Genomic DNA, 13,695 nt, shown 5'->3' with positions numbered 1-13,695 from the left:
CACCGCGGCGTGATCCTCGCATGCAGGTGCAGCTGCGAGTGCCGGATCTAAAGCGGCAACTGCTCCAACGCAACGCCATCGGCATCCACATGCAGTACCGAACCTTGCTCGTACCAGTCGCCCAGCACGATGCGCGTGCAGGTGTTGCCACCGGCGTGCAGGGTGTGGATTGCAGGGCGATGGGTATGGCCGTGGATCATGCGATCCAGCCCGTACCGCGCGAAGGTCGCTTCCACCTCGGCCGGCGACACGTCGGTGACGGTTTCGAGCTGCGCCTGGTCGCCCTGCTTGAGTTCGGCGTAGCGGGCCTGGCTAGCCGCACGCGCCTGCTGCGCAAACGCCACGCGCGCTGCCAGCGGCTGCGCCAGAAACTGCGCCTGGAACGCCGGGTCGCGCGTCTGCGTGCGAAACGCCTGGTAGGCGGTGTCGTCGGTGCACAGCAGGTCGCCGTGCATCAGCAGCGTCGTATGGCCGTAGAGATCGATCACGGTGGGGTCGGGCAGGATGCGGAAGCCCGCGCGCTGTGCGTATGCATCGCCCACCAGGAAATCGCGGTTGCCCGGCATGAAGAAGACCGGGACGCCGGAATCGGCCACTGCGTGCAGTGCCACCGCCACCTCGTCTGCCGCGGTGGACGGCGTGTCATCGCCGATCCAGGCTTCGAACAGATCGCCAAGGATGTAGAGCGCATCGCTACCGGGCACCTGCGTCCGCAGGAAATCCAGAAACAGCGTGGTGATCGCCGGCCGGGCCGGATCCAGATGCAGGTCGGAAATGAACAGTGTCGTCATCGCGCCATTGTACGGCGCGACCGCCGGATGGCGAGGCGCGGGAACTGCGATTGCGTGAGCGGGCGATTAGCGCATCGCAGCGGGACATGCCTGCGCAGGCAACTCGGGCAGAGTCCGCTCTCCTGCGGAAAACGACGAGGGCATGGAGCGAGGGCACATGCGAGGACGCGCAGTGCAGTGTCGCAACACAGCGCTACCCAATCAGTGCCGGCAGCCCCCACAACGACAGGCTTGCCAGCACCACCCCAATCGCCGTGGCGGCCAGTACGTCGCTTGGGTAATGCAGCCCGAGCACTACGCGCGACAGCGCCACGCATGCCGAAAATGGCACCAGCAACGGCGCGAGCCATGGGTAATAGGCCAGCGCCACGATGCTGAAGGACACCGCATGCAAGGTATGGCCGGACGGAAAACTGAACTCGTCCAGCGGTGCCACCCAGGCGCGGATACGCACGTCGGCCGCATACGGGCGCGGGCGGCGGGTCCAGCGTTTGAGTGCCTTGTACAGGGTCAATGCGAGCACGCCAGTGGCGGCCATGTGCGCCGATGCGCGAACGCCGTCCATGCCGTCGAGCAGCACCAGAATGCCCATCAGGCTGTACCAGAACACGCCATCGCCCAGGCGGCTGACGGTGGCGAATGCGCGGCGTACCGGGTGGCGCCGGCACCAGTGATTTGCGCGCCGGCACCAGCGCGCTTCGTGGCCGCGCAAGACCTCAAGCCGCGTTGACGACATAACGCCCCCGTGCCGCAGTGATGCCCAACAACAAGCCATCGAAGTCGGACACCACATTGTCCGGATGCAGCCTTTTCATCGCCTGCGCCGCCGCCGCACCGAGGCGTTGGCGCAGCGCGTCGTCTTGGGTAAGCGCGACGGCGGCCTGGATGAAGGCCGCATCGGTGTCTACCGCCGCGCCGGTCTGACCATTGCGCAGATATTCGCGGGCGGCACCGTAGTCGAAGGCGACCGTCGCCACACCGCTGGCCATCGCCTCCAGGGTCACGTTGCCGAAAGTCTCGCTGCGGCTGGGGAACAGGAACAGATCGCCGCTGGCAAAATGGCGCGCCAAGGCATCGCCACGCTGCACACCGCAGAAGATGAAGTCCGGATTTTCATGCGCGATCTTTGCGCGCGCCGGGCCATCGCCGACCCACACAAAACGCGCTTTCGGGCGGATCTGTTGCAACTTGCGAAATGCCTGCACCGCCAAGGGCAGATTTTTTTCGTTGGCGATCCGTCCCACATAGATCGCCGCAAAGCCGTCGCCTTCGATGCCCCACTCGGCGCGCAAGGCATGATCGCGACGGCCCGGATCGAACTGCTGGCTGTCCACAGCGCGTGCCAGCAACTGCACACGTTCGAAGCCGTCGTCGCGCAGCAACTGTTGCAGCTCGCGCGTTGGTACCAGCGTGGCGTCGGCCTGGTTATGAAAGCGCCGCATCCAGCGTAGCGCGGTGCCTTGCAGCCAGGCGGCACCGTAGTTCGGCAGGTATTCGTCAAAGCGTGTGTGGAAGCCGGATGCGACCGGAATGCCCAGCCGGCGTGCCGCCCGCATCGCCGACCAGCCCAGCGGGCCTTCCGTGGCCACGTAGATCGCATCCGGTTGCGTCGTTCGCCAATGACGGATCAGTCGCTGGGTCGCTGGCAGCCCGAATTTCAGCCCCGGGTAGCGCGGCAGCGCAGCGCCACGCACCAGCAACGCATCGGATGTGCCGGTGTCGCTGCTCTGACGTGGACGCACAACGTCCACCTGATGTCCGCGTGCGCGCAGGCCGGTTTCCAGGCCGTGGACGGTCAGCGCAACACCGTTGACCTCGGGGGGATAGGTTTCGGTAACGATCGCGTAGCGCATGCCGCTCTCCCGTTTTCGCTAGCTTCCGGCAGGGCGATGGCATTGATGTTGCGCCGACAAGACGCGGCAGTGACAGTGGAGCCGGGAATGGGGAATGGGGAATCGGGAATCGCAAAGGCAGCGTGCTGCATTCGTTCGGCGTAATCGCCGCCAGTCAGAAACTTCTCAGAGCCCCGTGGTCGTCTATTCCCGAATCCCCATTCCCGATTCCCGCCTGAGGCCGCAGGCCTCAGGTCACAAACGGTTTGAACGCGATGCCCAGGCCGGCCATGCTTTCGACTTCTCCGATCAGATCGGCGCGCAGCAGCGGGCGCGAATCGATCCAGCTTTGCGACAGGATCAACGACAGCCGCGTGTCGTCGGCGGTGAGTTCCAGTGTCGGAATCGGGTCCGATTCGTGCGCACGGTGCAGCAGCACTGCCAGCCGCAGCAGCGCAGCCTTGCGGCGGGTGGGCAGCAGCAGCCGGTCGGGAAGCGCGTCGAAGGCGGTCTTGGGCACGTTGCGTCGATGCGTGCGCACCAGCGAGGCCACGACCTGTTGTTCCTGCCGCGAAAAACCGGCGATATCCGAATGTTCCAGGATGTAGCTGCCATGCACGTGGTACTGGCTGTGCGCGATGATCAGGCCCAGCTCGTGCAGGCGTGCGGCACGCCGCAGCACCTGCGCGTCGTCGCCATCCAGCTGCCAGGATTCGCACACCTGATCGAACAGGCGGCAGGCCGTGGCTTCCACACGTTGCGCCTGTACCTCATCGATGCCGTAGCGCTGCACCAGCGAGGCCACCGAGCTATCGCGCGGGTCGTTTTCGCCGCCGCGGCCGAGCATGTCGTACAGGATGCCTTCGCGCATCGCCGCCTTGCTGACCATCAGCTTCTCCAGCCCCAGGGCCTGGAAGGCCGCTTCGAGCACCAGAATTCCACCGGCGATGATCGGCCGGCGCTCGGCCGCCAGGCCGGGCAACTGGATATCTTCGATGCGCTTGGCCTTGAGCAGCTCATCGCGCAGTGCCGGCAGTGCCTGCGCGGTGATCGCACCCTTGGTGAGCTTCATCGCCGCGCACATGTCGCCGATCGCCTTGTGCGTGCCGGACGAGCCGATCGCCTCATGCCAGCCCAGCGCCTTGTACTGGCCAGCAAATTGCTGGAATTCGGCGCCGATCTCGGTCAGCGCATCTTTCCATTTTTTCTTCGATAGCTTGCCACCCGGGAAAAACCGCCGCGTGCTGGCGATGCAGCCGGCCTGCAGACTCTCGCGTTCCAGCGTCTGAAACCCGCGGCCGATGATGAATTCGGTCGAGCCACCGCCGATGTCGATCACCAGCCGGCGTTGATCGGGTTTGGGCGGTTGCGCATGGGCAACGCCCAGGTAGATCAGGCGCGCTTCCTCACGCCCGCTGACCACTTCGATCGCGTGCCCGAGCGCAGTTTCCGCCGGCATCAAAAACGCTTGCGGCGAACGCAGCTGACGCACCGTGTTGGTCGCCAGCGCGCGCACGCGCAGCGAGGGCACTTCACGGATGCGTTGACCGAAGCGCGCCAGACACTCGAGCGCACGTTGCCGCGCTTCGTTGGACAGGCCACCCTTGCCATCCAGGCCGTCGGCCATGCGCACGGTTTCGCGCAGGCGGTCGACGACGCGCAGCTGACCCATCAGGTAGCGCGCAATGACCATGTGGAAACTGTTGGACCCTAAGTCGATGGCGGCAAGAAAATCACCGTCGCGCAGGGGCGGAATCGTGGGGGAGGGCATTGGCATGGCCGCATGGTAGCCGATGGGCGGTCGGCCACGTGAGAGGCCACAGCCGCGGCGTTCTCAGATCCGATCGAGCAAGGTCATCTGCGCCGAATGGGCCGGTTCGCCAGGGCCAGGGGTGCGCTTGTGGTACACGCCTTCGGCATCCAGTTCCCAGGCACTGACGTTGTCGTCCAGGTAGTTCTGCAGCACTTCGCGATAGACGCGCTTGGCCAGATCCGGGTCCAGGATCGGGAAGCAGGTTTCCACGCGGCGCAACAGGTTGCGTTCCAGCCAATCGGCGCTGGCGCAGTACAACTCGGCCGCCCCGTCGTTGCCGAACCAGTAGACACGGCTGTGTTCCAGGAACCGCCCCACGATCGAACGCACGCGGATGTTGTCCGACACACCCGGCACTCCCGGCCGCAGCGTGCAGGCGCCACGCACGATCAGATCGATCTGCACCCCGGCTTGCGAGGCGGAATACAACGCACGCACCACCTGCGGTTCGTTGAGGGCATTCATCTTGGCGATGATGCGGCCGGGGCGGCCGTTACGCGCCAGTCGGGTCTCGCGTTCGATCCGCTTCAGCACACCGGCATGCAAGGTGAATGGTGACTGCAGCAATTGTTCCAGCTTCATGCGCGGGGCAAGCCCCGACAACTGCTGAAACAGCATGTGCACGTCGTTGCCGATCTCCGCATCGGCGGTGATCAGGCTGATGTCGGTATACAGCCGCGCGGTACCGCTGTGGTAGTTGCCGGTGCCCAGATGCACATAGCGTTTGAGCTTGCGCCCCTCGCGCCGCACGATCAGCAGCATCTTGGCGTGGGTCTTGAAACCGACCACGCCGTAGACCACCTGCACGCCGGCTTCCTGCAACTTGTCGGCCAGGCCCAGGTTGGCCTCTTCGTCGAAGCGCGCACGCAGCTCCACCACCACGGTGACGTCCTTGCCGTTGCGCGCGGCCAGAATCAGCGCATCGACAATCAGCGAATCCTTGCCGGTGCGATACAGCGTCTGCTTGATCGCCAGCACGTTCGGGTCGACGGCGGCCTGGCGAATCACATCCAGCACCGCGGTAAACGCATCGAAGGGATGATGCAGCAGCACATCGCCCTTGCTGACAATCTGGAAGATGCCCTCGCTGTCGCGCAAAGTGCGCGGGTTGAACGAGGGGTACTTGAGCTCCGGGCGCTGCACCAGGTCGTAGACCTGGGTGACGCGGCTCAGATTGACCGGCCCGACGATGCGATACACCGCGTTCTCGTTCAAGCCGAAGTTCTGCAGCAAGGTGCGCATGATCGGCGCCGGGCAATCGTGCGCAATCTCCAGCCGCACCGCCGGCCGGTAGCCGCGCGTGACCAGCTCGTCGCGCAACGCAAGCGCCAGGTTTTCGACTTCTTCTTCGTCCACCACCAGTTCGGAATTGCGGGTGACGCGGAACTGGTAGGAGCCCTTGACCTGCATGCCCGGGAACAATTCGTCCACGAACTCCGACAACACCGAGGACAGGAACACAAAGCTCTGCGCACCCTCCGGCGACAGGCTGGCCGGCAACTGGATGATGCGCGGCAACGAGCGCGGCGCACGCACGATGGCCAGATGGCCGGCACGCCCGAACGCATCCTGGCCTTCCAGCACCACCACGATGTTCAAGGTCTTGTTGAGAATCTTCGGGAACGGATGCGCCGGGTCCAGACCCAACGGCGACAGCACCGGCATGATTTCGTTGCGGAAGTAGGCACGCAACCAGCGCTTCTGGCGCGAGGTCCACGTCGCGCGGCCGAGCACGGCAACGCCGGCCTCTTCCATCGCCGGGCGCAGCACGTCGTTCCATGCGTGGTACTGCTGCTCCACCAGTTTGGCCGCGCGGTCGTGCACAGCGTTGAGGATGGCCGTGGGGCTCAAACCGTCCGGCGCCGGCGGCAGGCCGAACTCCTGCGCATGCCGCACGGTGGCGGCGCGGATCTCGAAGAACTCGTCCAGGTTGGTGCACGAAATGCACAGGAACCGCAGCCGTTCCAGCAGCGGCACCTGTTCGTCCAGCGCCTGCGCCAGCACCCGGAAATTGAAGTCCAGTTGCGACAGTTCCCGATTGATGTACAGCGCCGGATCACGCAAGGGATCGGTGGCGATGTCTTCGGAAGGTGTGACGTCGTGCAGTTGTTTGGCGTGGCCCATGGAGTCGGTCATCAAGACGAGTTGGTGTGCGGTGTTGCTACAGGCGCGTTGCGGTGCAGCGCGTGCAACGTGCGTTGCGCAGGTGCATCGCGTCGCGCGGCGACGCGCACTCCCTACATATCATGCCAAGCGTGACAGTGGCAGGGACTGTTCGCGCTGCACGATGCGTGCGCCCACAAAATGGCACGAGAATTCGCTGCCGCGTCCCACTTCGCTTTCGATCTCCAGCCGTGCCTGGTGCAGCCCCAGGATGTGCTTGACGATCGACAGCCCCAGCCCGGTGCCGCCGCTCTCGCGCGAGCGGCTGCTGGACACGCGATAGAAGCGCTCGGTGATGCGCGGCAGATGCGAGGCAGGAATGCCGTAGCCGGTGTCGCGCACTGCCAACGCCGCGCCATCGCCTTCGCGCATGAAGCGGATCGTCACCGTGCCGCCGCCGGGCGTGTAACGCACCGCGTTGGTGACCAGATTGGAAAACGCGCTGTGCAATTCCTTGTTGGAGCCGAGCAGGTCCACGCCGGCCTCATCAATCACGTCCACCGTATGCCGGCCCTGGCTATGCGCCTCGGCCTCGCGGCGGAGTGTCGAAAGCATCGGCGCCATCGCCACGTGTTCTTCGCCGAGTTCTTCCTGCGATTCCAGCCGCGACAGGGTCAGCAGATCTTCGACCAGCTGCGCCATGCGCTGCGACTGCTTGCGCATCTCCGCCAGCATCGGGCCGGAGTCCGGGAAGTCCTCCGGATCGAGCATGTCCAGATAGCCGTGCACCACCGTCAATGGCGTGCGCAGCTCGTGCGACACATTGGCCACGAAATCGCGACGTACCTGTTCCAGACGCAGCAGCTTGCTGACATCGCGTGCCACCAACAGCCAGTAGTCGTCGGAGTAGGGGATCAGGCGCAGATTCAGGCGCAGATCCGGGTCCACTGGCGAGGCCGCATCCAGCATCGGCTCGGCGTTGCGACCGGCTGCCAGCCAGTGCGCCAGCGGCAACGGCTGCAGCCGCTCCACCACCGACACGCCCATGTCGCCGGGATGGTGCAAGCCCAGCAGCCCGCCGGCAGCCTTGTTGAACCACTGCACGCGCTGGCTGTTGCGATCCACTACCACCACCGCATCCGGCAGCGCCTGCGCGGCGGCGCGGTAGGTGCGCAGCATGTCGATCAAGCGGCGCTTGCGCCCACGCATTTCGGCCTGGCTGCGATACAGCAGACGGTCCAGTTCGTTCCAGGCACCCACGCCGGCGGCAGGTTCGGCACGCTGGCGTGCGGTGAGGCGACGCAGCACTTGGCGCAGCCGCCAGTAATGCCAGGCCAGCACGCCCAGCGCGGTGAGCGTCAGTGCCATCCACACATGCCCGATCAGCACGCCCGCTACGACGGCAGCGCCCAATAACAGCGCAAGGGTGCCGAGCGTCTTGAGCCAGGCGGAACGGATATGTTGGGGCATGGAAGGCGTTACCACGAAGCGTCAGGTAGGCAGCCAACCCGGCCAGGCAGCGGCCGGGTTGCCGTGCGGCACGTACTTAAGTTGCCGACGAAAAACGATAGCCCGAGCCACGCACGGTCTGCACCATGTTTTCCAGGCCGAACGGTTCCAGCGTCTTGCGCAGGCGGCGAATGTGCACATCGATGGTGCGTTCTTCCACATACACGCTGCCGCCCCAGACATGGTCCAGCAACTGGGTGCGGGTGTACACACGCTCCGGATGGGTCATGAAGAAGTGCAGCAGGCGGTATTCGGTCGGGCCGATCGGCACCGGCGCATCACCGGCAAACACGCGGTGCGCCGCGCCATCGATGCGCAGCCGGCCCACGGCCACGCTGCCGTCTTCGTCGTCCTCGCGGGTGCGGCGCATCACCGCACGGATACGCGCCAGCAACTCGCGCGCCGAAAACGGCTTGACCACGTAGTCGTCGACGCCTGCTTCCAACCCGCCGACACGGTCGTTTTCTTCGCCACGCGCGGTCAGCATGATGATCGGAATCTCGCGCGTCAGCTGTTCCTTGCGCCAGCGCCGCGCCAGATCCAGCCCGCTGGTGCCCGGCAGCATCCAGTCCAGCAGGATCAGGTCGGGGACGCGGTCGGCAATGGCGGTCTGTGCTTCGCGCGCGTCGCCGGCATGGATGGGCTCGAACTCGCCTTTGCGCAGCGCGAACGCCACCATGTCGCGGATCGCGGGTTCGTCATCGACGATTAGAATGCGTTTTTGCACGCGGGGCTTACCGTCTGGCTTTGGTGATCGCCAGTAGACTACGGTTTTGTGACTCTAATGTGACATCGCTGGCGCTGCTTGTAGACAGGCTGCCATTTTGCGAAGCGGGCTGAGCCGTTGCGAGCGGCTCCAGGCCCGGGCGCCGCATGCCGCCGTCGGCGCCAATGCGGTGCCAGCTGTCAACGCGTGGAAAGGTCCGGGTCGCGAATGCCCTGGCGACGCAGCTCCAGCACGGTGGGCGTAATCGCAGCGATGCGCGCATCCACACGCGCCCGCGTCACATAATCCAGATCCTTCTTTTTCAGTGCTTCCAGCTGGATCAGGGCCTGCTCCGGGCGCCCGTTTAACGATGCCGATTCGGCATAGGCTTCGCTGGCGCGCAGATGGTCGCCAGCGAGTTCGCAGGCGCGGGCGTAGGTCTGCTGCAGCAACGGGTCTTCGCCGTTGCGGTAGAGCAGGGGTTCCAGCACCTGGCGCGCGCGCTGACCGGATTCCTTGCTGGCTTGTTCGTTGAGCGCGCCGGCATAGGTCAACGCCACCGCACGGTTGTTCGGCAGCCGCTTGAGTAGCGCATCGAAGCGCGCATTGGCCGCCTCGCGCTGCCCCACGCGCGCCTGCGCCTCGCTCAGGCCCAACGCCAGCCACAAGTTGTCCGGATGCGCCTCCAGCAGGCCGGCCAGCTCGGCCACCGGCTCGCTCGGCCGGCTTCCGCTGTTGCGCAGCTGTGCCAGCGCCAGCCCGTAACGCTGCGCATCGGTCAGGCCTTGCTTGGCACTGCGGCGCAGGTTTTCGTATTCGCGAATGGCCGCATCGGGCGTGCTCGCACTGAGCACGCGCAGACGTTCCTTGGCCCAGTCGAAACTCTGTTGATCCCCGCCACGGCTCAACGCATCCACCGGCAGCCGCAGCGCATACGGCAGCAGCGCGTTGCCATTGCGGCTCAATGGTTCCGACAACGACGGGTCGGCCGGGTCCACGCGCTCCTGGCGCGTTCCGCCCGGCACAGAGGTGGTCAACACCACGGTGTTCTTCTTCATCTGCTCGGCGCGCGCCTTGGCCTCGCTGATGCGCGTGGTGGTGACCGGGTGGGTCTGCAGGAAGTCCGGCGCGCTATAGCCGCCCTCGTTGGCGCGCATCGCCACCGACATGCGCTCGAAGAAGCCGGCCATCGCGTCCACGTCGTAGCCGCTGCGCACCAGCGTACGGATGCCCAGTCGGTCGGCTTCGGATTCGTTGGAGCGGGTGTAGTCGATCTGGCGTTGCTGCATCAGCCCCATCGCACTGGTGATGGTGGCCATGGTGGCATCGCCTTTGGAATTGCCACCGGCCTGCTGCGCCGCCACCACCGCCGCCAGCATGCCGAGCAAGATCGGAATCTGGTCGCGCTGCGCCCGCTCCACTCCGCGCAGCACGTGCTGCTGGGTGACGTGGGCGATTTCGTGCGAGAGCACCGCCGCCACTTCATCCTCGCGCTCGGCGGTCAGCACCAGCCCGGCGTTGACCGCGATATAGCCGCCCAGCGTGGCGAACGCGTTGATCTGGCGGTCGCGCAGCATGAAAAAGGTAAATGGCTGCTGCGGTTGGTCGCTGTTGGCGCCCAGGCGGGTGCCCATGGTCTGCAGCCAGTCGCCGATCAACGGGTCGTCCAGCACGTAGTCGTAGTTGCGCAACTCGGCCAGCATCATCTTGCCGTACTCGGCCTGACGGGCCGGGGTCAGCAGCTCGCCCGCCGACGAGCCGATATCGGGCAGGCGGCTTTCCTGGGCAGGTGCCACGCCCATGGCAAGGGCCAGGGTGAGGGCGGTGGCGAGCGGAAGCAGGCGCAAGTGAAACTCCCAGGTGGTGCGCGGAGCATGCGGGCAGCGCAGCGCAGCGGTGTGAATCGGCAATTAATCCACAGTGTTGCGGTGACGACATGGAAATTCCAGTCGCCCGCTACCATGTATCAAACCTCAGACCCACCACGGAGTTTCCTGTGAGCCAAGACCACACCGGGCAGGACGCGGCCACCGGCCCGCAGATCACCCTGTATTCCACCGCCATCTGCCCTTACTGCGTGGCGGCCAAGAACTTCCTCAAGAGCAAGGGCCAGACCTGGACCGAGGTGCGGATCGACCTCGACCCGGTCGAGCGCGACAAAATGGTCGCCCTGGCGCGACGCACCAGCGTGCCGCAGATCTTCGTTGGCGACACCCACGTGGGCGGCTACGACGACATGATGGCCATGCACCGCGCGGGCAAACTCGAACCGCTGTTCTCCGCTGCGGGCGGCCAGGCATGAGTGGTTCCGACGACGGCAGCGCCGATCGCCTGCGCGAGTTCACCGACTTCCGCCAGCGCATGAACCAGCGAATCCTGGCCGAGCCCAATCAGGTCGTGCGGCGCTTTTTCGCGCTGGATACCCAGACCTACCAGGCCGGCGCGCTGGATGTGAAAACCAAGGAGCTGCTCGGCCTGGTCGCCTCGATGGTGCTGCGTTGCGACGACTGCATCAGCTACCACGTGGCGCAATGCAAGGAGGCCGGCGTCACCCGCGAAGAGTTCTTCGAGACCTTCTCGGTTGGCCTGGTGGTCGGTGGCTCCATCGTGATCCCGCATCTGCGCCGCGCGGTGGATTTCCTCGACCAGCTCGAAGGCGGCGCGCCTGCGCCGGCCGAACACAGCCACGGCTGATCCACCGCTGCTGTGGCTTCAGTGCGCCGCCCACCGAGGCGGCGCGCTGCGTTTTTGGGCCTGGTGGCCATCCGGCGCATGGGATCTGGTTCGCGCTGCCGCGCGGGCTGTCGTGGAGAGCCTGCAGGGGTTGGGAGGACACGCACCGGTTCGGCATCCGTCCGGGGCCACGTGCGCTGCGGCCGCTGCCCCTGTTGCCGGCCCCTTAGACGATGGTCGGTTTGGGCGCGGTCACCGGCATCGGGCATAATTGCCGGTGAAACCTCCTTGCGCCGCTCTGCCGGGTTTGACGGCTGGCGCTCCCCCCTTCAAGTTCGGAACCCCAACCTTATGACGCAGACAATCACGGTCATCCGCGGCGACGGTATTGGCCCGGAGATCATGGATGCCACGCTGTTCGTGCTCGACGCGCTGCAAGCTGGCCTGACCTACGAGTACGCCGACGCTGGCCTGGTCGCGCTGGAAAAGCACGGCGATCTGCTGCCCGAGTCCACCCTGGCCTCGATCACCAAGAACAAAGTGGCGTTGAAAAGCCCGCTGACCACGCCGGTTGGCGAAGGTTTCAGCTCGATCAACGTCGCCATGCGTCGCAAGTTCGACCTGTACGCCAACGTGCGTCCGGCCAAGTCGTTCCCCAACACCAAATCGCGTTTCGCCGATGGCGTTGACCTGATCACGGTGCGCGAAAACACCGAAGGCGCGTATCTGAGCGAAGGCCAGACCGTGTCCGAGGATGGCGAGACCGCATTCTCCGGCGCCCGCGTCACCCGCAAGGGCTCCGAGCGCATCGTGCGCTACGCCTTCGACCTGGCGCGCGCCACCGGCCGCAAGAAGGTCACCGCGGTGCATAAGGCCAACATCATCAAGTCGACCTCGGGCCTGTTCCTGAAAGTCGCCCGTGACGTCGCCACGCAGTACCCGGAAATCGAATTCCAGGAAATGATCGTCGACAACACCTGCATGCAGCTGGTGATGCGTCCGGAACAGTTCGACATCATCGTGACCACCAACCTGTTCGGCGACATCATCTCCGACCTGTGCGCCGGTCTGGTCGGTGGCCTGGGTCTGGCCCCGGGTGCCAACATCGGCCTGGATGCGGCGATCTTCGAGGCCGTGCATGGCTCGGCACCGGACATCGCAGGGCAGGGCAAGGCCAATCCATGCGCGCTGCTGCTTGGCGCCGCGCAGATGCTGGACCACATCGGTCAGCCGCAGAACGCCGAGCGCCTGCGCGAAGCGATTGTCGCCACGCTGGAAGCCAAGGACTCGCTGACCCCCGACCTGGGCGGCACCGGCAACACCATGGGCTTCGCCAAGGCCATCGCCAGCCGCCTCTGAGCGCGCGGGTAGATCGCACAAAAAGAAAGGGCGCCTAGGCGCCCTTTCTTTTTGGTGGAAGCGGATTGCTTAACGTCGGTGTCAAACCATCAGGCCAAGCGATCGCTGTTGCGATTCCCCAATCCCGATTCCCCGTTTAATTGCGCGACTGCAGCTTCGACAGCAGGCGCAAAAACTCGATGTATAGCCACACCAGCGTCACCATCAGGCCGAACGCGCCGTACCACTCCATGTGCTTGGGTGCACCCTGCTCGACGCCGCTTTCGATGAAGTCGAAGTCCAGCACCAGATTCAGTGCTGCCACCACCACCACGAACAGACTGAAGCCGATGCCGATCAGGCCCGAGTCGTGGATGAAGGGAATGCGCACACCGAAGAAGCCCAGCACGATGGTGGCCAGATACACCAGTGCGATGCCGCCGGTGGCCGCGACCACACCCAGCTTGAAGTTCTCGGTGGCCTTGATCAAGCCGCTGCGATACGCGAACAACAGCGCGAACATGGTGCCGAAGGTCAGCAGCACCGCCTGGAACACGATGCCGTTGAAACGTGCCTCGTACACGGCCGAGATCGAGCCCAGGAAAAAGCCTTCAATCAGCGCGTACAGCGGCGCGGTGACCGGTGCCCAGGTCGGCTTGAAGCTGGTCGCCAGTGCAAACACCAGCCCGCCGATCGCACCGGCGATCATGTACAGGCGTGCTGCCGGCAGCGGCGCGCCGTCCGCGCCGATCGATTGCGACCAGGCAAACGCAGCGGTGGCGACGGCCATCAGCAACAGCAGGCCGGTCTTGTTGACGGTGCCGTTGAGTGTCATTGCCTGACCGTCGCGGGTGACCACCGAGCCGGAGCCGAGGTCGAGGAACGTGGATTCCCGAAGAGCCGGGTTACCGCTGCGCATGCGTGTTCTCC

12 protein-coding genes are annotated in these 13,695 nt (G+C 65.3%); 3 read left to right on the top strand and 9 right to left on the bottom strand.

The genetic code is table 11. The annotated features are described in order from the left end of the window. Positions 1 to 47: 47 nt before the first annotated feature. The 8 genes from lpxH to RQH86_RS06305 all read right to left on the bottom strand — a co-directional run bounded on the left by lpxH (position 48) and on the right by RQH86_RS06305 (position 10,601). A complete protein-coding gene (gene lpxH, locus RQH86_RS06340; protein WP_311240561.1) occupies positions 48 to 791 on the bottom strand; it encodes a UDP-2,3-diacylglucosamine diphosphatase in 744 nt (247 codons plus the stop codon). Between the two features lie 193 nt (positions 792 to 984). Next, positions 985 to 1,527, bottom strand: coding sequence for a phosphatase PAP2 family protein (locus tag RQH86_RS06335; RefSeq protein WP_115527224.1), 543 nt, complete (start codon positions 1,525 to 1,527; stop codon positions 985 to 987). Next, positions 1,508 to 2,644: a glycosyltransferase family 1 protein gene (locus RQH86_RS06330; protein WP_311240560.1), complete on the bottom strand. Its 1,137-nt coding sequence runs from the start codon at positions 2,642 to 2,644 to the stop codon at positions 1,508 to 1,510. Before RQH86_RS06330 ends, RQH86_RS06335 begins: the two co-directional genes overlap by 20 nt. A gap of 229 nt (positions 2,645 to 2,873) precedes the next feature. Then, positions 2,874 to 4,394 carry an exopolyphosphatase gene (ppx, locus tag RQH86_RS06325; RefSeq protein ID WP_311240562.1) on the bottom strand — a complete coding sequence of 507 codons (1,521 nt, stop codon included), beginning with the start codon at positions 4,392 to 4,394 and terminating at the stop codon, positions 2,874 to 2,876. A gap of 63 nt (positions 4,395 to 4,457) precedes the next feature. Continuing rightward, entirely contained in the window at positions 4,458 to 6,560 is a 2,103-nt protein-coding gene (gene ppk1 / locus RQH86_RS06320) for a polyphosphate kinase 1 (RefSeq protein WP_055846336.1), read from the bottom strand. 120 nt (positions 6,561 to 6,680) lie between these two features. After that, a complete protein-coding gene (gene phoR, locus RQH86_RS06315) occupies positions 6,681 to 8,009 on the bottom strand; it encodes a phosphate regulon sensor histidine kinase PhoR (RefSeq protein WP_055845995.1) in 1,329 nt (442 codons plus the stop codon). Positions 8,010 to 8,085: 76 nt separating this feature from the next. Further along, positions 8,086 to 8,775 carry a phosphate regulon transcriptional regulator PhoB gene (gene phoB / locus RQH86_RS06310; RefSeq protein WP_002806631.1) on the bottom strand — a complete coding sequence of 230 codons (690 nt, stop codon included), beginning with the start codon at positions 8,773 to 8,775 and terminating at the stop codon, positions 8,086 to 8,088. Between the two features lie 179 nt (positions 8,776 to 8,954). Then, positions 8,955 to 10,601 (bottom strand): M48 family metalloprotease, encoded by a 1,647-nt coding sequence (locus RQH86_RS06305; protein WP_115559910.1) that lies wholly within the window; start codon positions 10,599 to 10,601, stop codon positions 8,955 to 8,957. Between the two features lie 149 nt (positions 10,602 to 10,750). Between RQH86_RS06305 and grxC the strand changes: the two genes are divergently transcribed. The 3 genes from grxC (at position 10,751) to RQH86_RS06290 (ending at position 12,786) form a co-directional block, all read left to right on the top strand. After that, positions 10,751 to 11,056 (top strand): glutaredoxin 3, encoded by a 306-nt coding sequence (grxC, locus tag RQH86_RS06300; protein WP_055845990.1) that lies wholly within the window; start codon positions 10,751 to 10,753, stop codon positions 11,054 to 11,056. Then, entirely contained in the window at positions 11,053 to 11,448 is a 396-nt protein-coding gene (locus tag RQH86_RS06295; protein ID WP_011036180.1) for a carboxymuconolactone decarboxylase family protein, read from the top strand. Before grxC ends, RQH86_RS06295 begins: the two co-directional genes overlap by 4 nt. Before the next feature lie 330 nt (positions 11,449 to 11,778). Then, entirely contained in the window at positions 11,779 to 12,786 is a 1,008-nt protein-coding gene (locus tag RQH86_RS06290; RefSeq protein ID WP_006451741.1) for an isocitrate dehydrogenase, read from the top strand. A gap of 136 nt (positions 12,787 to 12,922) precedes the next feature. Here the strand turns inward: RQH86_RS06290 and RQH86_RS06285 are convergent, their stop codons facing one another. Continuing rightward, the gene (locus RQH86_RS06285) at positions 12,923 to 13,684 is read right to left on the bottom strand and encodes a Bax inhibitor-1/YccA family protein (protein WP_115512378.1); all 762 of its coding nucleotides are present in this window, start codon (positions 13,682 to 13,684) and stop codon (positions 12,923 to 12,925) included. Between the last annotated feature and the right edge of the window lie 11 nt (positions 13,685 to 13,695).

Origin of the sequence: Xanthomonas sp. WCS2018Noco2-27 (genome assembly GCF_031843525.1) — a bacterium.
Lineage (GTDB): Bacteria > Pseudomonadota > Gammaproteobacteria > Xanthomonadales > Xanthomonadaceae > Xanthomonas.
This window is presented reverse-complemented; position numbering and strand designations above follow the sequence as displayed.

What these genes read in the sequence shown, in the direction of transcription:
- lpxH (WP_311240561.1), bottom strand. Translation starts at nt 791, where the DNA reads ATGACGACACTGTTCATTTCCGACCTGCATCTGGATCCGGCCCGGCCG.
- RQH86_RS06335 (WP_115527224.1), bottom strand. Translation starts at nt 1,527, where the DNA reads ATGTCGTCAACGCGGCTTGAGGTCTTGCGCGGCCACGAAGCGCGCTGG.
- RQH86_RS06330 (WP_311240560.1), bottom strand. Translation starts at nt 2,644, where the DNA reads ATGCGCTACGCGATCGTTACCGAAACCTATCCCCCCGAGGTCAACGGT.
- ppx (WP_311240562.1), bottom strand. Translation starts at nt 4,394, where the DNA reads ATGCCCTCCCCCACGATTCCGCCCCTGCGCGACGGTGATTTTCTTGCC.
- ppk1 (WP_055846336.1), bottom strand. Translation starts at nt 6,560, where the DNA reads ATGGGCCACGCCAAACAACTGCACGACGTCACACCTTCCGAAGACATC.
- phoR (WP_055845995.1), bottom strand. Translation starts at nt 8,009, where the DNA reads ATGCCCCAACATATCCGTTCCGCCTGGCTCAAGACGCTCGGCACCCTT.
- RQH86_RS06295 (WP_011036180.1), top strand. Translation starts at nt 11,053, where the DNA reads ATGAGTGGTTCCGACGACGGCAGCGCCGATCGCCTGCGCGAGTTCACC.
- RQH86_RS06290 (WP_006451741.1), top strand. Translation starts at nt 11,779, where the DNA reads ATGACGCAGACAATCACGGTCATCCGCGGCGACGGTATTGGCCCGGAG.
- RQH86_RS06285 (WP_115512378.1), bottom strand. Translation starts at nt 13,684, where the DNA reads ATGCGCAGCGGTAACCCGGCTCTTCGGGAATCCACGTTCCTCGACCTC.